The following is a 19,106-nucleotide window of genomic DNA, read 5'->3' on the forward strand; positions in this document are numbered from 1 at the left end:
GTAGGAGTGGCGGTAGATGGGCGTGCGGCCCGAAGCGATGAGGATCATCCGTTCGTCGGGCGAGAAGGTGTAGTCCGAGACGGTCTGCACGTCGCTGCTCCGGGGCAGCAGACGCTCGCCGGGCCCCTCCTGCGCATAGCTGTAACGCAGGATCTCGTTACCTTCGAGGGTCGTATAGTGTTCGCCGTCGGCCATCGATCGGATGCCGTACACCCGCTCGTTCATCGATGCCAGACGGGCTATTTCGCGGTATTCGTCGCGGGCCGCAAGGGTCCCGGAGCCGAGCAGGGCGGCCGCCAGGACGGGAATGAGTCTCTTCTTCACGGTTCTATTCGGGGTATTAGATGTCTTCGACGTTGAATTCATAGCCCAGGCGCTTGCCCGTCACGAACTTCGAGTTGTCCATCTTGGTGTTGAACTGGTCCACCGTGACGCGCTTGTTCTCCTCGTAGGGCGGAAGCAGCAGGTCGAAGTCGAGCGAGAAGGCGATGGCCGACTCGAGGATGGCGATCAGGGCGTCGTGGTCGATCTCGTCCTTGCCGAAATCTGCGGCGCGGAGCGTCGTCTGCCCCTTTCCTTCGACGAAGTAGCGGCGGTCGCGGTTGATGAACAGCCGGCCGATCAGGTATCCTTCGTCGGCGTTGCGGTTGAACTTGAACGAGTCGGAGAGGAAGTTGTAGATGTTCACCACGCCGCAGTAGGAGTTCTCGCGGTCGGCCTGCACGTAGGGGGTCTTCCAGATGGGGTGGGCGTCGTCGAACTCGAAGACGTCGGTGTGCATCTGGAAGATCAGCAGGTCGTTGGCGATCTGGAGCTGCGCCTCGAACTTGCCGCGGTCGCGGTATTCGAGCCGTACGCGGCGGTCGAGTTTCCCGTCGAGTTCGTCATCCATTTCCGAAGCCATCTCCAGCAGGGTCTCCTTGAGCTGGTTGAATGCCCAGAAGGTGCTGTCGAAGACCTTCTGTTTGAGTGTCGATTTGCGGACGATGGTTTCGAGAATCCGCGCCCGCAGGGGAATTGTTTCCATATGTGGTTCTTGAGAATTTTAACGGATGCGTAGCTGCTGCCCCTTTTCGAGCCGCTCGCCCTTCTTCAGGCGGTTGAGCCGCTCGATCGAGCGCATGCGGATGCCGTACGACTGCCCGACGGCGTAGACCGTCTCGCCTTCGCGGCAGATGTGGTGCTGGGCATTGCCCTCCCAGCGCTTCTTCTTGCGCTCGATGTAGACCACCTCGCCCGGTACGGGCTGGGCCTGCTTGTCCTTCAGGTCGTTGAAGCGGCGCAGGTTGCGGGCCGAGATGCGGAACTTGCGCCCGATCTGCTCGAACGTGTCGTTCTCCTTGGCCAGGACGTAGTGCACGCCGTTGGTCATGTAGACGTTGTAGCCTTCGTGGGCATTGATCGTCACGCGGTAGTTGTCCGGATCGACGGCCGTGGCGGGCGATGCCGTCCCGACGCTCGTCTGCGACGAGAACCACTCTTCGGGATCGCGCGGCAGCCCGTAGCGGCGGGCGTAGAGTGCCTCGCCGTCGGGGCGGTCGAGCAGGAAGAGCTGGCTCTCCTCGATGATGCGGATGAGCCGCTGCGCGTAGTCGGGGGCCGTGGCGTAGCCGGCGGCCTTGAGCCCGCGCGCCCAGCTCTTGTAGTCGTCCGAGGCGTAGGCGAACAGCGAGTCGTAGCGGGGCTGCTTGTCGAGAAACTCGGCGTGGTCGTGGTACGAGGCCTCGACCGTGGGGTAGGCCCTGAAGCACTCGCCCTTGGCGTCGTCGTCGTGGTAGACCTTCTCGCCGGTCCAGTCGCGCTTGCACTTGATGCCGAAGTGGTTGTTCGACCGCATGGAGAGCAGGCTGTTCCCGCAGTCGGATTCGAGAATACCCTGAGCGAGGGTGATGCTTGCCGGGATTCCGTAGCGCTCCATCTGGGCGATGGCGATGGATTTGTATCGGTCGATATACTCTTCGCGGGTGGTGCGGACCTGGGCCGCAAGCGGAAAGATCAGCCCGAGGAGGAAACCTGCGAGGAGTGTTGTTTTTCTGGAAATTTTCATTAACTTTGTTAAAGTTTACGGGCAAAGATATAATTTTCCGCCGAGAATAACAATTCTAAACAACTAAGACTGCTGACTATGTTTACCGAGAATGCCAATCGGATTTTCGAGCGTGCGATTGCGGACTACCACCGCCGGGATGATGTGGACCAACCGATGGAAAACCCCTTCGAGGCGGGTTCGATCGATGCGTTGCTCTACCACAAATGCTGGATCGATACGGTGCAGTGGCACCTCGAGGATATCATCCGCGACCCGAAGATCGATCCGGTGGAGGCGCTGAAGATCAAGCGGCGCATCGACCGCTCGAACCAGGACCGGACGGATATGGTCGAATATATCGATTCCTACCTGTTGGACAAGTACCGCGAGATCCGTCCGTCGGCCGATGCGCGTCTGAACACCGAGACGCCGGCCTGGGCGATCGACCGCCTGTCGATCCTCGCGCTCAAGATCTACCACATGGCGCGCGAGACCGAGCGTACGGACGTCGATGACGCCCACCGCGAGGCGTGCCGCCGCAAACTGGAGGTGCTGCTCACGCAGCAGGTCGATCTGTCGAAGGCGATCGAGGAGCTGATCGAGGACATCGAGGCGGGCCGCAAGTACATGAAGACCTACAAGCAGATGAAGATGTACAACGATCCGTCGCTGAATCCCGTGCTCTATGGGGGCAAGTAGCGGTGCGAAGGACGCTCGTCCGAAGCACCTGCTGGTGCTCCGGACCTCGGCGATGGGCGACGTGGCGATGCTGCCGCACGCCCTGCGGGCCTTGAAGGAGGCCTGCCCGGAACTTCGGATCACGGTCGGAACACAGGCGATGTTCCGACCCTTTTTCTCTTCGCTCGACGTCGAGTTCCTCGAGGTCGATGTCAAGGGGGCGCAGCACTCGCTGCTCGGGATGTGGCGTCTGGCGAGCGGGATCCGCCGCCGGCTGGGCGTCGATGCCGTGGCGGATGTCCACGGCACGCTGCGCTCGATGGCCTTCACCCTGGCGGCCCGGCTGCACGGCATCCGTACGGCCTCGATCCGCAAGGGAAGGGCCGAGAAACGTGCTTTCATCCGTTGTGGCGGCCGGGGAATGGAACCCTTGCGCCACAGCGTGTTGCGCTACTGCGACGTCTTCCGTGCCCTGGGCTTCGAGTGCCCGGATCCCAAGCCGGCCCTTCCGACCGGGCGTCCGAATCCGTTCGGCCCCAAGACGGGAACGTGGATCGGGTTTGCCCCCTTCTCGGCCCATGCCGGCAAGACCTATCCCGAGGAGTTGAGCCGCGAAGTGGTGGGCCTGCTGGCTGCCCGCTATGAACGGGTCTTCGTGCACGGGGGCGGGGGAGCCGAGGCGGAGTTCGCCCGGGAGATGGAGCGGAAATACCCCAACGTGACGGCTGTCTTCGGCCGGGTGCGGTTTGCCGGGGAGATGGATCTGATCGCCCACGAGGATTGCGTCGTGTCGATGGACTCGCTGGTCATGCACCTCGCCTCGCTGGTGGCCTCGCCCGTCGTTTCGGTGTGGGGGGCCACACACCCTGGGCTGGGATTCCTCGGCTACGGCTGCTCGCCCGACCTGGTCCTGCAGGCCGATATGGCGTGCAGGCCCTGCTCGGTCTTCGGAAACCGTCCGTGCCGCTACGGCGACTACCGCTGCATCCGGGCCGTGACGCCCGCGCAGATCGTGGAGCGGGTGCGCGAGGCGGTCGGGCACTGATTCCCGCGCGGAGCCCCGCAGGCCTTGAACTCGCAGGTGCAGCATGCAGGTAAGACCGCATTCCGCCTCTTCTGGACAGTCGTTGTGGCCTCCGATGAAAAAACGGCACCCTGCCAAGTGGCAGGGTGTCGTTCATTTATCGTGAGGACGGACCGTTCAATCGAGCCATTTGGTGTAGCGTGCGCCGTCGTCGGTTGTGAGCGTCGGTACGCCGGTGCTGTCCTTCGCGATCGTTCCCGTCCGCGTGAAGTCGGTGATCTGGTCGAGCCCGATGTTGCGCCCCTGCAGCCGGATCCGGCCCGGTGCTCCCTTGACCAGTTCCCATGCGGTGCAGACGAGCGTTTGCGAATGGATCGGCCGGGCTTTGCCTCCGACGAGCAGCTCGAATCCCACGACCCGCTCCGGGTTGGCCGGGTCGGGCATCGTCCACCGCCCGACCGCTGCGGCATAGGTCGAGTCGGTCTCGACGCGCAGGGCCGGCGTGCCGTCCGCGAGTTCGCCGCGGTACTCCACCACCGCCGGGGCGCCGAGAAGCAGCCCGTGGGCGAGGCTCTTGTCGGCATCGACGGTTGAGAAGGTGAATCCGTGATCGGCCGTCGGCGTCTTGACCGTCACCGTGTGCATCGTTGCGTCGGTGATGATTCCCGTGAAGCGTTTGGGCGGCTCGTCCGTGCAGGCGGCCGATAACCCGAGAAGCAGCGCGGCGGCTGCAGTGCGTGCTGTGCTCATGCGGCGGTACGTTTGAGGTTCGTATCCCAAGATAGCACTTTTTCCCGGAACTTCGGTTATTCCTTGCGCGATTTTATGTATTCGTCGATGGCGCGTGCGGCCGTACGGCCCGCGCCCATGGCCAGAATGACCGTGGCGGCTCCCGTCACGGCGTCGCCTCCGGCAAAGACGCCCGGGCGGGAGGTGGCGCCTTCGGCATCGGCCAGGATGCAGCCCCGGCGGTTGGTCTCCAGCCCTTCGGTCGTCGAGGCCAGCAGCGGGTTGGGCGAGGTGCCCAGTGCCATGATCACCACGTCGCAGTCGATGTCGAACTCCGAACCGGGCTTCACGACCGGCGAGCGGCGGCCGCTCTCGTCCGGCTCGCCCAGCTCCATCTCCACGCAGCGGACACCGCGCACCCATCCGCGCTCGTCGCCGAGCACCTCCACGGGGTTGGTGAGCATGCGGAAGAGGATGCCCTCCTCCTTGGCATGGTGCACCTCCTCGGCGCGGGCCGGGAGCTCCTTCTCCGAGCGTCGGTAGACGATCGTCGCCTCGGCGCCCAGACGCCGGGCCGTGCGCACGGCGTCCATCGCCACGTTGCCGCCTCCGACCACCACCACGCGCTGCCCGACGTAGATCGGCGTGTCGTAGGTGCTGTCGTAGGCGTGCATGAGGTTCGTGCGCGTGAGGAATTCGTTGGCCGAGACCACGCCGTTGAGGTTCTCGCCCGGGATGCCCATGAAGCGGGGCAGTCCGGCGCCCGAGCCGATGAATACGGCCTCGTAGCCCTCGTCGTCCATCAGCGAATCGATCGTCACGGTGCGGCCGACGATGACGTCGGTCTCGATCTCGACGCCCAGCCGGCGGACCTCTTCGATCTCGCGGGCGACGATCCGCTCCTTCGGCAGGCGGAACTCCGGAATGCCGTAGACCAGCACGCCTCCCACCTTGTGCAGTGCCTCGAAGATCTTCACCGTGTAGCCCGCCTTGGCCAGGTCGCTGGCGCAGGCCAGACCCGCCGGGCCGCTGCCGATGACGGCCACTTTGTGGCCGGGGTGTGGGGGGGGTCTGCGGTGCCTGTTCCGCGCCGGCCGTTGCCGGATCCTGCTCGCCGGCGTGCTCCAGTTTCCAGTCGCCGACGTAGCGCTCGAGTTTGCCGATGGCCACCGGCTCGCCCTTGACACCGAGCACGCAGGCCCCCTCGCACTGCGTCTCCTGCGGGCAGACGCGGCCGCAGATCGAGGGCAGCGAGCTGTCGCGGGCGATGATTTGCGCGGCATCGTGCAGCCGCTCCTCGTGCAGCGCGGCGATGAATTCCGGAATCCGAATGCCTACCGGGCAGGCCTCGACGCAGCGGGGCTTCTTGCAGTGCAGGCAGCGCGAGGCCTCGAGCAGGGCCTCTTCGTGGTTGTATCCGTAGCAGACCTCCTCGAAGTTGGTCGCGCGGAGTTGCGGTTCCTGTTCACGTACAGGGACGCGCGGTATTCTGTTTGCCATGGCTATTTGTCCAATCCGATTCTACATACGTGTCCGGCAGCCCGTTCGGCCTCGATTGCCGCACGGCGCTGCTCCTCCGAGCGATACATGCCCTGGCGGCGCATCGCCTCGTCGAAATCGACCTCGTGTCCGTCGAACTCGGGGCCCTCGACGCACGTGAAGCGGGTCTTGCCGCCTACCGTCACGCGGCAGGCGCCGCACATGCCCGTTCCGTCTACCATCAGGGCGTTGAGCGAGACGGTGGTCTTCAGCGCAAAGCGCTTCGTGGTCAGGGCCACGAATTTCATCATGATCATCGGCCCGATGGCCACGCACTCGTCGTAGTGCTGCCCCTCTTCACCCACGAGCCGCTCGACGACCTGCGTCACCAGCCCTTTGGTCCCCTCCGAACCGTCGTCGGTGGCGATGTAGAGGTTATCGGCCTCGGCCCGCATTTTCTCGACGTAGATCAGCATGTCGCGGCTCTTGGCACCGATGATGACATCGACGCGGGCGCCGTGTGCGTGGAGCCATTTGACCTGCGGGTAGACCGGGGCGGTCCCCACGCCGCCTGCCACGAACAGGAAGCGGCGCTGCCGCAACTCCTCGTCCGTCAGGTGGACGAATTCCGAGGGCCGTCCCAGCGGCCCGGCGAAATCAGCGAATGCCTCGCCTTCGTTCAGTGCGCAGATCTTGCGCGTCGAGGCACCGATGGCCTGCGTGACGATCGTCACGCTGCCCTCCTCGGTGTCGAAATCGGAGATCGTGAGCGGAATGCGCTCACCGTGCTCGTCTACGCGGACGATGACGAACTGTCCGGGCTGTGCCGAGCGGGCGACGCGCGGCGCAAGGACCTTCATCAGCCAGATCCCCTCGGCGAGGTTTCTTTTTTCAAGAATCGGGTACATTGTTCTATCGTTTCGTTGTGTGTCTCTTCTCTTTTTTCACTCCTCGATGATCGCTGTCACACGGATGCGGCGCATGGGCCGCACGGGGTCGTTCGTCACGATGATCAGGAAGTCGCTCATCACGCCGTACTGCTGGCGGGCCGGGTCGAGCACCACTTCGGCTTCGGCCGCCTGCCCGGGAGAAACCGTCGTGCCGGGGCGGAGCGTCGCGGTGACGTGGCCTCCGCTCTCCACCGATCGGACGACGAGTTCGCCGCGTCCCGTATTCGAGAGAGCGAACCGCAACCGTTGCTCGGGGGCGTTGTGCTTCACGGGGCCAAATTTAAGGATATTTTCCGAGATTTCGCACCGCGGGGCACGACCCTCGGGCATCCGGGCCGGGTTGTCGGCTCCGATGCCGTGCGTGACGATCCGCACGTCGCGGCTCCTCCCGTCTACGAAAACCTGCATTGCGTCGCGTATGGTGCCGTAGCGGGGGCGGTCGGCGGGGATCAGGTAGCCCAGGTTGATCTGTCCCCGGGCCCCCGGGGCGATGGTCTGCGGGTAATCGACCGAGAGCAGCCCGCTTGCAACCTCGGGACGCAACTCGAGCCGGATCTTGTGCTGCGAGGTGTTGGCGTATCCGATGACCGACTGCATCCGCTCCCCGGGATACATATAGGTGAAGGCGCAGAGTGTCGAACTCAGGCGCAGTCCGCCGCCGGCATCGACCGGGTACTGCTCCTCGATGCTCTTCGGGCGGGGGATGACCTGGCCCCGGATCGTGAGGGTGGCGATCCGCTTGCGGTCGGAGGAGTAGACCCACAACTCTCGGTCGAAGGTGCCCGGACGGTTGGTCGGGTCGTAGGTGACCGTGATTCGCGTCTCGGCGCCCGGGAGGATCGGTTGCTTCGAGAATTCGGGCACCGTGCAGCCGCACGTGGTCACCACGTCGAGGATGACCAGCGGCCGGTCGCTGCCGTTCTTTCCCGTGAATGTATGGCTCACCGGACCGTCGGTTTCGCGTATGGAGCCGAAATCCCACTCCGAGGGCTCGAATGCGAGTTGAGCCTGCACAGTCGGTATGGTCGCTCCGAATGTGCAGATTATGAATAATATAAGAGTCTTCAGGCGCATGCTTCCAAATGTAGGATGATTTACAAAGATACATTTTTTGTGAAAAAAAAAGCGCGAAAATTTTGCGGGAATGAAAATTTGCCCTATATTTGCACACCGAAAACGAGAAACAACGTTCTTCGAAAAGCCTGAATAGCTCAGTTGGTTAGAGCACATGACTGTTAATCATGGGGTCCTAGGTTCAAGTCCTTGTTCAGGCGCAGATGCGCGAGGGTTGCGTAAGGTTCTTTGTAGAACACGCCTGCAAAAGGGTGGTCTGAATGAATGAAAAATTTTTTTAACGAAAAATTTGGAGTTCGAAAAAAAAGAATTACCTTTGCAGTCCCAAGCCATTTTTAAGGGAGCTTAGCTCAGCTGGTTCAGAGCGTCTGCCTTACAAGCAGAGGGTCGGGGGTTCGAATCCCTCAGCTCCCACAAATTTGAAAAAGAACGACTTACAGTGTATGTAAGCCGTTTTTTTTATCCGGGAGCATAGCTCAGGGGTTCAGAGCGCCTGCTTGACAAGCAGGAGGTCTGCAGTTCAAATCTGCATGTTCCCACTGCGTCAGCCGACGGACCGTGTATCGATGCGGTCCGTCGTTTTTTATATCTGCTCCGTTCGTGCAGTGCGGCGGCAATGCGGCAAATGAAAAAGCCGGCGGCCCTCAGGGGCCGCCGGCTCGTTTTCTGTCCGGTGTGCTTGGTTTATTTGCTCTCTCCCGGCCACGGAGTGGACGGATCGTTGGACTTGATGCCCGGAATCCACGTCGGGTTCTTCGTCGTGGTCAGCGTATGGCCGTGTCCCGTGCAGTCCTCGAAAGTCGTGCCGCTGCCCTCATTGAAGCGCCAGTAAGCCTCCAGACCCTCGGACGAAGGGCTTACGGTGGTCATGTTGTTCTGGATCTGTGCTTCGGTGCGGCATACCGACCAGATGCGTGCTTCGGTGCAGAGGATCTTGCAGCCGTTCCACCACGAATCGTCCGTACCGTGTCCGCCGTCGCCGCCGGGAACGCTGCCGCCGAACCAGCCGGCCTGCTTGAACTCGCTCTTGACAACGAGGTCCTTCGAACCGGCGAATGCGCCGTTTACATAGATCGTGATCTTCGTTCCGTCGTAGGTTACGGCCAGATGCTGCCACTTGTTGGGCACGAAGGCCGTCGTCGGGTTGAGGAAGCCGTTGTCGCCCTGGAACTGTACGAGCGAGTGAGCTGCCGTGACGACCTCACCGGCGTCGTTCGTCTCGTCGTTCTGCGGGTCCTCGAAGCGCAGCAGGACCAGGCTGCCGTTCGAACCGCCGTTCGTGAAGACGGCGCGGTTGCGGTTGGCCGTGTCGCTGATCTGGAAGCGGACCTCCACGGTGAACTTGTCGAGCGACATGGGGAATCCCTCCTGCGTGGCCAGACCGGCGCCTCCGTCGAACATCGGGAGTGTCGAAACGGCGATGCTCTCGATTGTGATGACAAAGGTCGAGGAGGCGCTCGTCGTCGGAATCTTGCCGTCGATGCTCTCCAGTCGCAGCGGAATGGCGTACATCTCGCCGGCCATATCTGCCGGAATCTGATTGATGTGGATCGAGACGGGATCGGCATTGAACTTGCCTTCGCTGATCGTGATGCTCTCGGGAAGCTCGAAGAGCTCTTCGGGCATCACCGTATAGCTTGCGCTCTGTGCCTCGTTGTAGCTCTTCAGCACCGCTTCGTCCACAACCAGACGGAACTGGGCGTCGGCTTCGCTCTTTGAGCTGAGGCAAACCGTGATCTGTACGTTGGCGCCCTCCTCGCTATCGAGCACAACCTTCGTGGACCGGCTCAGCGACGAGACGCTTTCATTGATATAGGCATGGGTGCCGAGCGTTCCGTATTCCGCGTTGTCGCAGCCGACCAGGGCCGATGCCGCAACGAGCAGGGACGCAATCGATATTTTCAGTTTTTTCATGGTATAGTCGGTAGATTAAAGGTTTTTCAATTCCCTGCCTCGGGGGTTTCGGGGTTCTCAAGCGCCTGCTGGGCGGCAATGGCCGTGCGCATCCATTTGTACGAGGGGGAGTTCATCGCCTCGTAGCCGAACTGGTAGGCGCCGAATCCGCCTTTGCGGAAGCCGTTCGTCGGCTCCCACATGGCCATGCCGACCAGCGAGGGGATCTTCGACTTGTCGGCCTTCGTGCCGTCGCGGAATACCCAGTAGAAGCCGCCGTTGAGGGCATCCATCGCACTCTCGAGGTTCTCGCAGATCACATAGCGGTTGGTGATCTCCTTCTCGCTCATTACGCTCAGGAACTTGTTCAGGCATCGCTGCAGACGGTCGTCCTTGTCGCTTTCGTATCCCGTGGCGTTGGGTGAGGGCGAACCTCCCGATACGGTGTAGGCCTGCACGACGAAGTAGTCGATCAGCGGACCGCTCTCGGCGTTGAGCGTCTGGGGCTCGCCATCGACGATCAGCAGCTTGTCGGGGTTCGGGGACTGCGGACCAATGTATTTGTTGAGTTCGGTCAGCAGCGTGTGCATGCGGCCCATGTCGCTGGCCAGCGGGCCTCCGTAACCGTAGTTGGGCTCGAAGTCGATGTCGAAGCCGTCGTAGTTGTACTTGAAGACCGTGTCGGCGATCGCCTTCGCATACTTGGCGATGGCGGCGTCGATGGCCTCGCTGTCACCGTCCTTCCAGCCCCAGAACTCGTTGCGGGAAGCCTCGTCGGTGTCGTACTCCGCGGGGGTGAAGTTCTGGCCCACGTAGGAGGTAAAGCTGCAGAAGATCACCCTCGTGCCCTTCTTCTGCTGTACCTCGCGCAGATCCTTGATTTTGCCTTCCGAGAGGTTGCTCCAGTTGCCCCACAGCGAGACGATGTCCATCGAGTCGGGGATGCCGGCCAGCATGTTGGTCGTCGAGACCGTGGGCTCACCCCAGCCGCTGTACCATCCGAACGAGATGGCGTGGTCGCTGGCCTTCCAGGCCCGCAGGTTCTGGTAGTAGCTTTCGGGTTTGTTCGTTTCGGTGTTTTGGGACTCCAGGACCCACTCGTTTTCCGTTTCGGTCCAGTCGCTGCAGTTGGTGAACCCGGCGACGAAGAGCCCGGCGACGAGCAGAGTCCAGCTATTTCTTTTCCAGTTCATAGTCGATTCTTGGTCTTGGTTTTACGGTCAGTTTTTCTTGGTCCAGAACAGATCCACGGCCGGCGTGTCCGTGCCGCCGATCATCGTCACGGCGTTCTGGTAGTTCGTCGTGTTCTGGTCCTTCTCCGAGAGCGGGAAGGCCAGACGGCGCATGCCGCGGTTCGAGTCCACCACGCCGCCGCTCAGGTTGTCGATCACGGGAGCCAGTTCGGGATAGCCCGTACGGCGGTACTCGGCCCACGCCTCGAGTCCCATCGGGTAGTTGGCGATCCACTTCTGCGTGATGATCTGCTCGAGGTGCTTCTCGGTCGAGGTCTCACCCTCCCAGGCGATCTTGACGGTGGTCTTGCGGTCGTAGGTGTATTTCGAGCCGCGCGGGTCGTTCGAGTGTCCGGCCGGAGTGAGCGTCTTGTCTGCCAGGTACTTCGATACGGCATCACTGTCGGTTATACCATACTGTTCCATCGACAGGCGGATGCCGGCCTCGTAGTATTCGCGGGCCTTGGCCTCGCCGCCGTCGATCCACCCCTTCAGGGCGGCCTCGGCCAGCAGGAACTGCGTCTCGGCTGCCACGAATACGGGCAGCAGCGTTCCCGACGTCAGATTGGGCATCGAATAGGCGGCCACGGAGGTCTTGTCGAAATCAGCCTCGCCCGAGCGCATGCCGACATACTGGTCCGTATAGCCCGGGAAGGTCGATTTGGTGAAGTAGGCCGCCATGCGGGGATCCTTGTAGCCGGACATGTAATCGACGATCGAGGCGTTTACGCGCAGGTCGCCCCACGATACCGATGCCAACTGGTAGGGGTTGCCCTGGATGCCGGGCGACATCATGGCGTTCTGGGCGTTGGTCTCGATCATGCCGGCCTCATGGGCGATGGCCTGCAGGGCGGACTCCTTGTCGTTCGTGCGGATGGCCACACGGAGCGTCAGCGAGTTGGCCAGACGGGCCCAGAGTGCATAGTCTCCGGCATAGATCGGGTCGCTCGATCCCATCGGCTTCGACGAGGGATAGGTCTGTGCGTAGGAGTAGAGCGTCGATGCGGAGTTCTGCAGGTGCGCGATGATGTTCTTGTAGACCTCCTCGTTGGTGTCGTAGGGCACGTACATCAGACCCTTCATCACCTGGCTGTAGGGGATCGGGCCGTAGATGTCGGCCACGCGGATCATCACGGCGGCGCGGATCAGGTTGGCGATGGCCATCCAGTGGCCCGAGCCCTGCGAGAGCTCCTCTATCTCGAACAGGTTGCCGTAGATATCGAGGAACATCGTGTTGTAGGGGCCCTGGTTCCAGTCGGCCGAGGGGTTGAACGTATCGAAGTTCTGGCCGCCCCAACGGTTCGAGAGGGTGAAGTAGCCGCCCAGTGTGCCGACCATCTGGTCTACCATCTGCGAGTCGTTCTGCTGGACGTACATCATGGCGTCGATCATCGTCGGCAGCAGCATCGTGGGATCGGGCTCTTGCGGAGCATAGGGATCGGTGTTGTATTCTTCAAAGTTACCCGTGCAACCGGTCAGCGAGCCGACCAGCAGGATTCCGAGCATTATTTTGAGTCTGTTTTTCATAGGTCAGCGGTTGTTAGAATTGGAGTTTGATGTTGAAACCGAGGTTCCGGGTGCTGGGCAGCATGAAGTAGTCCACGTTCTGGTAGTAGTTGCTGCCGGTGGCTGCGGAGATTTCGGGATCGAACGGAGCCTTGCAGTAGATCATCCAGAGGTTGCGGGCCACGAAGCCGAGGGTGAGCTTGGCCTTGTTGCGGAACCACTTCTGCGGCAGCGTGTAGCTCAGGTTGAGCTCCTGCAGGCGGACGTTGGTGGCGTCGTAGAGGTAGTAGGCGCCGTGACCGCCCTCGGCCGAGGAGATCGTCTGGTAGTAGGTCTGGGGGCTGACTGAGCCGTAGTTGATCGGAATGCCGCCCCGGTCGCGGGCTGCGGCCGTAGCCTCCGACACGCCGTAGTAGTCGAGGATACCCTGCGTTGCGGAGTAGGCCATGCCGCCGATGCGGGCCGTGAAGACAACTCCGAGATCAATGCCCTTCCAGGCGAAGTTGTTGCTCCATCCGAGGTTGCACTTTGGGGCCAGCGAACCTACCTTGCGGGCCTCGATCTCCTCCATCGACAGCGCTCCGGTATTGCTGATGAGGATGTTGCCGTTCAGGTCGCGGGCCAGCTGGTGATTGACGTAGATGTCGCTCAGCGAACCGCCTTCGCGCAGGATGACGCGCGGGGCAACGTCGGAGGCGCCCAGCCAGTCCTTCTTGATTTCGGTCAGGTCCTCGGCTACGCCCGTTATCGGGTTGATCATGCCGTGGGCCAGCTCCATGATCTTGTTCTCGTTGAAGGTGTAGGTGAAGTTCGTTCCCCAGCGGAAGTCTCCCCACTTGTTGTTATAGCCTACGGCGAGCTCGACGCCCTGGTTGCGGACGTTACCCGTCTGTGCGGCGTAGTTCTCGTAACCGGTCGAGCTGGCCAGCGGCATGTAGATCGTCTGGTGGTAGGTGTTCGAACGGTAGTAGGTGACGTCGAGGTTGAACTTGTTCAGGAAGCGGGCATTGACGCCGATCTCCCACGAGCGGGTATCCTCGGGACGCAGGTCGTTGTTGGGGTAGGTTGCCGGGGCTTTCCATCCGTGGCTCTGCTCGACGTAGGTGTAGCTCGGGTTCGAGAGGTAGCGGTCGAAGGCCGAAGCCACCTGGGCGTACGATGCGCGGACCTTGAGGAAGGAGAACCAGTCGGGCAGATCGACCATGTTGGAGATGACTCCCGAGAGGCCGACCGACGGGTAGAAGAACGACGACTGCTTCGAATAGGCCAGCATCGAGGGCCACTCGTTGCGGCCCGTGAGCGTGAGGTAGAGCATCGAGCGCCAGCCCACCTCGACGTTGGCGAAGATGGCCTGCGTCTGGTCATGCCAGCCCTCCTGGTAGAGCTTGAACTTCTCGGTCGTGTTGAGGTTCAGCGTCGTGAAGAAGTTGGCGGTCTTCAGGTCGCCTGCCACGCCGGCCATCTCGTAGCGCTGGTCGTCGATCGAGGCGCCGATCTGGGCGTTGAGGGTCCAGTCCTCGCCGAACTGCTTGTTGATGTTGGCGATCACGTCGCCGTAGAACGTGCGGTCGGTCTGCGTCTGATCCTGCAGTCCTCCGTTGTCGCCGGCGAAGGTGGTCAGCGTCGTGGCGTAGTACTTGCGCGTCATGCGGTACTCCGAGTTGTCGATCCGCACGCGGCCGGTGATGTCGAGCCAGTCGGTGACCTTCCACTTGAGCGAGGCGTTGAGCATGTAGCGGCGCTTGTCCGTTTCGCGGTTCATGCGCTTCTGGATCCAGTAGGGGTTCTGGATCGAGTGTGCGCCCTCGCCGTAGGGCCAGTACTGCGCCATCAGGCCGCGGATGGGATCCCAGCGCTCGTAGAGGCGGATCTCGTTGAAATCATCGCCGCGGGGGAAGAGGTAGAGCGCCGGCAGGGGGTTGAAGTACTTGCCCTGCGAGACCATGTTCTTGTTGTCCTGGATGATGAAGTTGGCACCGAAGTCGAACGTCAGGCGCTCCTTGGCGAACGTCGTGGTGTTGCGGGCCGAGAAGTTGTAGCGGTTGTAGGCGCTTTCGGGGATGATGTCCGTACTGTTGGTCGTCGATACGGAGATGTAGGTCTGGTTCTTCTGGTTGCCGGTCGATACCGAGACCGAGTTGATGATGTTCGTGCCGGTGTTGAAGAAGTCGCGGGCGTCGAACGTGCCGTTGATCGGCGAACCCCAGCTGAAGGTCGAGTTGCTTGTGCCGTAGCGGTTCTGCATCTCGGGCATCATGTATACCGACGAGAACATCGTGCTGTTGCTCAGCGTGACGATCGTCTTGTCCACGGCGCCGCGCTTGGTGTTGATGATGATCACGCCGTTGGCGGCCTCCGAACCGTAGAGGGCGGCTGCCGAAGGTCCGGTCAGCATATTGACCGACTCGATGTCCTCGGGGTTGATGTCGGCGGCGCTCTCCGAGCCGACCTGGTCGCCGTAGCTGCCGCCCGATCCGCCGAAGCTGTTGTTGTACATCGGGATACCGTCGATCACGTAGAGGGCCGTGTTGCTCTTCTCGATCGACTTCTGTCCACGCATTACCACGCGCGTCGAGGAACCTGCACCGCCCGCGCCGGCGTTGATCGTTACACCGGCCACCTTGCCGACCAGCGAATTGACGAAGTTGGCGTCCTTGACCGTCGTCAGCTCTTCGGCCTTCACCTGCTGGACGTTGTATGCCAGCGCCTTCTCCTCGCGCTTGATACCGAGGGCCGTCACGACGACGGCGTTCATCTGGAGGGACTCCTCCTCAAGCTCGACCGTCAGTTCGGTCTGGCCCGTGAAGGGGATCTCGACGCTCTTGTAGCCGATGAAGGCCACGATCAGCACGTCGCCCGGGCGTGCCGAGAGCGAGAACGATCCGTCGATTGCGGAGGTGGTTCCCGTCGTGCCGCCCTTGATGGTGATCGTTGCGCCGATCACCGGACCGTTGGCATCGGTCACCGTTCCCTTGACGGTTACCGGTTCCCCCCCCCTCGGGGCTGCGGAGAGCGAAATGTATTTGTTCTCAAGTCGGTAGGTGACGCCCGAGCCCTTGAGCATCTGTCCGAGGGCTTCGGCCAGCGTGCCGTTTTCGATGCGGACGCTCACGTTGCGCCGGATATCGACGTCATTGTTCGAAAGGAAGAGATAGCCCGTCTGTTTTTCGATCTCGTTCATCACGCGCTCCATCGGGACATTCTCCTGGCTGATTGTCACCTGAGTGGTTTGGGCGTATGAGCGGGCGGCGTGAAATAGCGTGCACGCGGCGAAAACGAGTGTAAACAGGCATTTGATTTGCTGAATACGTTTTTTGTTCATACTTTTACATAGTGGTTAGTAGTTAATAGCTTGAGATTTGAGACAATGCCGACCACGGACTGCGGGCGCGCCATCGTCCGCAGTCCTTCTTTTTTACGGCATTGCATGTCAGAGTGAGGAGTCGATTTTCATTTCTTCATACATTCGTCTTTAGGTTAGTCATTCAATACAGGTGGTTTCGGGTGGATTCCGCCGTTCCGCATCGGGGAGGAGTCAGCGTATGCGGATCGTATTGTCCTCCGGATCGCGCACGTAGGAGAAGCGCGCCGAGCGCTGGAGCATGCGCAGCGCGGTGTCGATTCCGTCGGATATTCGGATCTTTCCATAGTTGTAGTCCACGGTCGGGATGTTGCGCCGTTCGATGAGGATGCGGACGCCGAAGTATTTCTCGAACTTGTGCATCAGCTCCTCGAAAGTCTGGCCCTTGATGCTGATGAGCCCCTCGGTCCAGAGGTACTCGTCGGGGTTGTCGATCCGGTCGAGCTGCAGCCGGTTGCCTACCAGGCGGATCTCGCCATTGGGCTGGAGGATGAACTCCTCGCCGGCCGTGAGCTTGTTGGAGACCTTCACGCTTCCGCGCAGCAGGGCGGTGGAGAAGATGCCTTCGTCGGGTTCGGCCTCGACATCGAACTTCGTGCCGAGGACCTCGACGTCGCAGGCGAACGTTTCGACGACGAACGGATGGTCGGCATCGTGCTCGACATCGAACATCGCCTCGCCGCTGATCTTCACGCGACGCTCCCGTCCGGCGAAGACGAGCGGGTATTCGAACCGCGTGCCGGCGCTGAGCCATACGTTCGTTCCGTCTTCGAGGCGCATGCTGAGGTATTGTCCGGGCGGCACTTCGATCGAGGTGGTCCGCTGCGACCATTCGTCGAGCCGGTTTCGCGTCAGCGTCCACGACAGGACGACGCCGACAAGCAGCACGGCGGCCAGTTCGGCCGTGTAACGGACGATGCGGCGCAGGGTGATGCGACGTCCGGCCTTTTCGGACGCCGGTGCGGGTGTCGCGGCGCTCTGTTCGCCGGGCAGGGGCCCGTGGATGATTGAGGCTGCGAGCGCCCGGTCGAGCCGGTCGAGTTCGAGCCGGTTCGCAGGGTCGGCCTCAAGCCAGGCGAGCACCTCGCGCATCTCCTGATCGGAGGCCTCGTTGTCGAGGTATTTGAGCAGTAAGTCGGGATTCATCGTCTCGTTGTTTGCCATCGTATATAGATAACGAACAAGCGGCCCGGATTCCCACTCTGCGGAGCACAATTCCGATGGAAAAAATGCAATTAAATTTTTTTACGATTTCAAGGTGCTGGAAGACAGCAGGATGAGTAACGCCGGAAGGTAGTCCTTGAGGACGATGCGGAACTCCTTGACCGCCTTGGTCAGTTCGAACTCGACCCGGCGGACGGTGATTCCGTGCATCTGGGCGATCTCCTTGTACGACTTATCTTCGAAACGGCGGGCTTCGAATACCTGCCGGGTGAGCGGGGACATTCCCTCGAGCGTCTCGCGGATGATCCGCTCGACCTCCCCCGAGAAGATCTCGCTCGGGTCGAAAGCCTCCAGCGAGCGGATGTCGGCGGCGATCACCTCGCGGCGGAGCTCGTAGACCTGTTGTTCGATCTGGGCATGACGCGACTGGGCGCGGAGCCAGTCGAGGCAGCGGTTGCGCACGACGGTCAGCACATAGGCCGGGAGGTTGCAGTCGGCCGGGAGTTTCTCCCGGTTTTCCCAGAGGGTCATGAAACTCTCCGACACGATGTCTTCCGCTACGGTCCGGTTGCGCACGTAGCGGTTCGCAAGAAGCTCGAACCGGGGCCGGTAGCAGGCGAACAAGCGGCCGAATTCCATGGAAGTCATGCGGTTATGAGGCTTTGTCGTCAAAATCTCGTTCTGCGTCGCAATCTTCGTCGCGACACCGCCATGCATGCGGTGCCCGACATCTTGTCGGCACTCTTACGCAAATATACAAAATTTGGGCTGTTTGCCAAATTTATTTCATTGTGCAGTGCGGGGACCCGACGGGGAAGAATTGGGCAAGTGGAAATTTTTCGGTACTTTTGCCCCTTCCGGACCCGGGTCCGCTAATCGAAAAAGTGAAATGTCTGAAAAACAGTCGTGCCGCGGCAGTTTCCTTGCGCTGACGCCGCTGCTTGTCTTCCTGGCCTGTTACCTTGCCGTGTCGCTGGTGGCCGGCGATTTCTACCGGATGCCCATTTCGGTAGCCTTCATTGCCGCCTCGGCCTATGCCGTGGCCATTACGCGGCGTGTCCCCTTCGCCGAGCGGATCTCCCGCTTTTCGGCCGGGGCCGCCGACCCGAACGTGCTGCTGATGATCTGGATCTTCGTACTGGCGGGCGCCTTCGCCGAGTCGGCCCGGAGCATGGGTGCCGTGGATGCCACGGTCGATCTGACGCTGCACCTGCTGCCGGGGCGTCTGCTCCCGGCCGGACTGTTCCTGGCCTCCTGCTTCATCTCCCTGTCGGTCGGCACCTCCGTGGGAACGATCGTGGCGCTGGTCCCCGTGGCTGCGGGGCTTTCGTCCGAGACGGGGATGAACGAGGCTTGGCTGACGGCCATCGTCGTGGGCGGCGCCTTCTTCGGCGACAACCTCTCGTTCATCTCCGACACGACGATCGCCGCAACCCGCACACAGGAGTGCGACCTGCGCGACAAGTTCCGTGTCAATGTGCGCATTGTGGCCCCGGCGGCCGTGGTGACGCTGTTGGTCTATCTGCTGACGGGCAGCGGAGCCGATGCCGTGGTGGCGCCGGGACGGGTCGAGTGGGTCCGTGTGCTGCCCTACCTGCTTGTGCTGGTAACGGCCATTGCCGGCATGAACGTATTGAAGGTGCTCCTGCTGGGCATCGCCGCCTCGGGCGCGATCGGCCTGGCGACCGGGAGTTTCGACCTGCTCGCGTGGTGCGGCGGCATGGGACAGGGCATCACCGGCATGGGTGAACTGATCATCGTCACGATGATGGCCGGGGGACTGCTCGAACTGATTCGTTTCAACGGCGGCATCGACTACATCATCGGCCACATGACGCGCCGCATCTCGGGCCGCCGGGGGGCCGAGGGGACGATTGCCGGACTGGTCTGCCTCTCGAACCTCTGCACGGCCAACAACACGATCGCCATCCTTACCGTCGGCCCGATTGCCCGCAAGATCGCCGACCGGTTCGGCGTCGATCGCCGG

The 19,106-nt window shown here is 61.7% G+C and carries 15 protein-coding genes, 3 tRNA genes and 2 pseudogenes; 6 read left to right on the forward strand and 14 right to left on the reverse strand.

Going from position 1 to position 19,106, the window contains the following annotated elements; genetic code table 11:
• The 3 genes and pseudogenes from QZL63_RS05975 to QZL63_RS05985 all read right to left on the reverse strand — a co-directional run.
• A pseudogene (locus QZL63_RS05975) lies at positions 1 to 324 on the reverse strand (S9 family peptidase); the annotation flags it as partial.
• 16 nt (positions 325 to 340) lie between these two features.
• Positions 341 to 1,027: a hypothetical protein gene (locus tag QZL63_RS05980; RefSeq protein WP_022308425.1), complete on the reverse strand. Its 687-nt coding sequence runs from the start codon at positions 1,025 to 1,027 to the stop codon at positions 341 to 343.
• An 18-nt stretch (positions 1,028 to 1,045) separates the two neighbouring features.
• On the reverse strand, positions 1,046 to 2,047 hold the full coding sequence (locus tag QZL63_RS05985; protein WP_022308426.1) for a glucosaminidase domain-containing protein: 1,002 nt from the start codon (positions 2,045 to 2,047) through the stop codon (positions 1,046 to 1,048).
• Between the two features lie 78 nt (positions 2,048 to 2,125).
• Between QZL63_RS05985 and QZL63_RS05990 the strand changes: the two genes are divergently transcribed.
• Together QZL63_RS05990 and QZL63_RS05995 are read left to right on the forward strand one after the other, a co-directional pair.
• Positions 2,126 to 2,728 carry a DUF4254 domain-containing protein gene (locus QZL63_RS05990; RefSeq protein ID WP_022308427.1) on the forward strand — a complete coding sequence of 201 codons (603 nt, stop codon included), beginning with the start codon at positions 2,126 to 2,128 and terminating at the stop codon, positions 2,726 to 2,728.
• On the forward strand, positions 2,715 to 3,752 hold the full coding sequence (locus QZL63_RS05995; RefSeq protein ID WP_022308428.1) for a glycosyltransferase family 9 protein: 1,038 nt from the start codon (positions 2,715 to 2,717) through the stop codon (positions 3,750 to 3,752). Before QZL63_RS05990 ends, QZL63_RS05995 begins: the two co-directional genes overlap by 14 nt.
• Before the next feature lie 156 nt (positions 3,753 to 3,908).
• Here QZL63_RS05995 and QZL63_RS06000 read toward each other — a convergent pair whose 3' ends face one another.
• The 5 genes and pseudogenes from QZL63_RS06000 to QZL63_RS06020 form a co-directional block, all read right to left on the reverse strand.
• Positions 3,909 to 4,481: a lipocalin family protein gene (locus QZL63_RS06000; protein ID WP_022308429.1), complete on the reverse strand. Its 573-nt coding sequence runs from the start codon at positions 4,479 to 4,481 to the stop codon at positions 3,909 to 3,911.
• A gap of 56 nt (positions 4,482 to 4,537) precedes the next feature.
• Positions 4,538 to 5,506, reverse strand: coding sequence for an FAD-dependent oxidoreductase (locus tag QZL63_RS06005; RefSeq protein WP_022308430.1), 969 nt, complete (start codon positions 5,504 to 5,506; stop codon positions 4,538 to 4,540).
• A 133-nt stretch (positions 5,507 to 5,639) separates the two neighbouring features.
• A pseudogene (locus QZL63_RS06010) lies at positions 5,640 to 5,960 on the reverse strand (dihydropyrimidine dehydrogenase); the annotation flags it as partial.
• 2 nt (positions 5,961 to 5,962) lie between these two features.
• Positions 5,963 to 6,847 (reverse strand): sulfide/dihydroorotate dehydrogenase-like FAD/NAD-binding protein, encoded by an 885-nt coding sequence (locus QZL63_RS06015; protein ID WP_022308431.1) that lies wholly within the window; start codon positions 6,845 to 6,847, stop codon positions 5,963 to 5,965.
• Between the two features lie 36 nt (positions 6,848 to 6,883).
• On the reverse strand, positions 6,884 to 7,903 hold the full coding sequence (locus QZL63_RS06020) for a DUF1573 domain-containing protein (RefSeq protein ID WP_290586196.1): 1,020 nt from the start codon (positions 7,901 to 7,903) through the stop codon (positions 6,884 to 6,886).
• A 186-nt stretch (positions 7,904 to 8,089) separates the two neighbouring features.
• Here QZL63_RS06020 and QZL63_RS06025 point away from each other — a divergent pair.
• The 3 genes from QZL63_RS06025 to QZL63_RS06035 all read left to right on the forward strand — a co-directional run bounded on the left by QZL63_RS06025 (position 8,090) and on the right by QZL63_RS06035 (position 8,502).
• Positions 8,090 to 8,163, forward strand: a tRNA-Asn gene (locus tag QZL63_RS06025).
• 139 nt (positions 8,164 to 8,302) lie between these two features.
• Positions 8,303 to 8,377, forward strand: a tRNA-Val gene (locus QZL63_RS06030).
• A gap of 51 nt (positions 8,378 to 8,428) precedes the next feature.
• Positions 8,429 to 8,502: transfer RNA gene (locus tag QZL63_RS06035), tRNA-Val, on the forward strand.
• 145 nt (positions 8,503 to 8,647) lie between these two features.
• Here the strand turns inward: QZL63_RS06035 and QZL63_RS06040 are convergent.
• The 6 genes from QZL63_RS06040 to QZL63_RS06065 form a co-directional block, all read right to left on the reverse strand.
• Positions 8,648 to 9,877, reverse strand: coding sequence for a DUF1735 and LamG domain-containing protein (locus tag QZL63_RS06040; RefSeq protein ID WP_022308433.1), 1,230 nt, complete (start codon positions 9,875 to 9,877; stop codon positions 8,648 to 8,650).
• Positions 9,878 to 9,903: 26 nt separating this feature from the next.
• Positions 9,904 to 11,049 carry a glycoside hydrolase family 18 gene (locus tag QZL63_RS06045; protein ID WP_022308434.1) on the reverse strand — a complete coding sequence of 382 codons (1,146 nt, stop codon included), beginning with the start codon at positions 11,047 to 11,049 and terminating at the stop codon, positions 9,904 to 9,906.
• 27 nt (positions 11,050 to 11,076) lie between these two features.
• On the reverse strand, positions 11,077 to 12,615 hold the full coding sequence (locus QZL63_RS06050) for a SusD/RagB family nutrient-binding outer membrane lipoprotein (protein WP_290586199.1): 1,539 nt from the start codon (positions 12,613 to 12,615) through the stop codon (positions 11,077 to 11,079).
• Positions 12,616 to 12,628: 13 nt separating this feature from the next.
• A complete protein-coding gene (locus tag QZL63_RS06055) occupies positions 12,629 to 15,916 on the reverse strand; it encodes a SusC/RagA family TonB-linked outer membrane protein (protein WP_022308436.1) in 3,288 nt (1,095 codons plus the stop codon).
• 213 nt (positions 15,917 to 16,129) lie between these two features.
• On the reverse strand, positions 16,130 to 17,101 hold the full coding sequence (locus QZL63_RS06060; RefSeq protein WP_022308437.1) for a FecR family protein: 972 nt from the start codon (positions 17,099 to 17,101) through the stop codon (positions 16,130 to 16,132).
• 99 nt (positions 17,102 to 17,200) lie between these two features.
• Complete coding sequence (locus QZL63_RS06065) at positions 17,201 to 17,758, reverse strand: RNA polymerase sigma-70 factor (protein WP_290586202.1); 558 nt, start codon at positions 17,756 to 17,758, stop codon at positions 17,201 to 17,203.
• A gap of 250 nt (positions 17,759 to 18,008) precedes the next feature.
• Between QZL63_RS06065 and QZL63_RS06070 the strand changes: the two genes are divergently transcribed.
• The coding region (locus QZL63_RS06070) for a Na+/H+ antiporter NhaC family protein (protein ID WP_290586206.1) at positions 18,009 to 19,106 on the forward strand (1,098 nt) is incomplete at its 3' end.

Origin of the sequence: Alistipes sp. CAG:268 (genome assembly GCA_000434235.1) — a bacterium.
GTDB classification, from domain to species: Bacteria; Bacteroidota; Bacteroidia; order Bacteroidales; family Rikenellaceae; genus Alistipes; species Alistipes avistercoris.

Excerpts from the sequence above, each read along its gene's own strand:
- QZL63_RS06000 (WP_022308429.1), bottom strand. The coding sequence starts at position 4,481 with ATGAGCACAGCACGCACTGCAGCCGCCGCGCTGCTTCTCGGGTTATCG.
- QZL63_RS06015 (WP_022308431.1), bottom strand. The coding sequence starts at position 6,847 with ATGTACCCGATTCTTGAAAAAAGAAACCTCGCCGAGGGGATCTGGCTG.
- QZL63_RS06060 (WP_022308437.1), bottom strand. The coding sequence starts at position 17,101 with ATGAATCCCGACTTACTGCTCAAATACCTCGACAACGAGGCCTCCGAT.
- QZL63_RS05990 (WP_022308427.1), top strand. The coding sequence starts at position 2,126 with ATGTTTACCGAGAATGCCAATCGGATTTTCGAGCGTGCGATTGCGGAC.
- QZL63_RS06045 (WP_022308434.1), bottom strand. The coding sequence starts at position 11,049 with ATGAACTGGAAAAGAAATAGCTGGACTCTGCTCGTCGCCGGGCTCTTC.
- QZL63_RS05995 (WP_022308428.1), top strand. The coding sequence starts at position 2,715 with ATGGGGGCAAGTAGCGGTGCGAAGGACGCTCGTCCGAAGCACCTGCTG.
- QZL63_RS05985 (WP_022308426.1), bottom strand. The coding sequence starts at position 2,047 with ATGAAAATTTCCAGAAAAACAACACTCCTCGCAGGTTTCCTCCTCGGG.
- QZL63_RS05980 (WP_022308425.1), bottom strand. The coding sequence starts at position 1,027 with ATGGAAACAATTCCCCTGCGGGCGCGGATTCTCGAAACCATCGTCCGC.
- QZL63_RS06050 (WP_290586199.1), bottom strand. The coding sequence starts at position 12,615 with ATGAAAAACAGACTCAAAATAATGCTCGGAATCCTGCTGGTCGGCTCG.
- QZL63_RS06055 (WP_022308436.1), bottom strand. The coding sequence starts at position 15,916 with ATGAACAAAAAACGTATTCAGCAAATCAAATGCCTGTTTACACTCGTT.
- QZL63_RS06065 (WP_290586202.1), bottom strand. The coding sequence starts at position 17,758 with ATGGAATTCGGCCGCTTGTTCGCCTGCTACCGGCCCCGGTTCGAGCTT.
- QZL63_RS06040 (WP_022308433.1), bottom strand. The coding sequence starts at position 9,877 with ATGAAAAAACTGAAAATATCGATTGCGTCCCTGCTCGTTGCGGCATCG.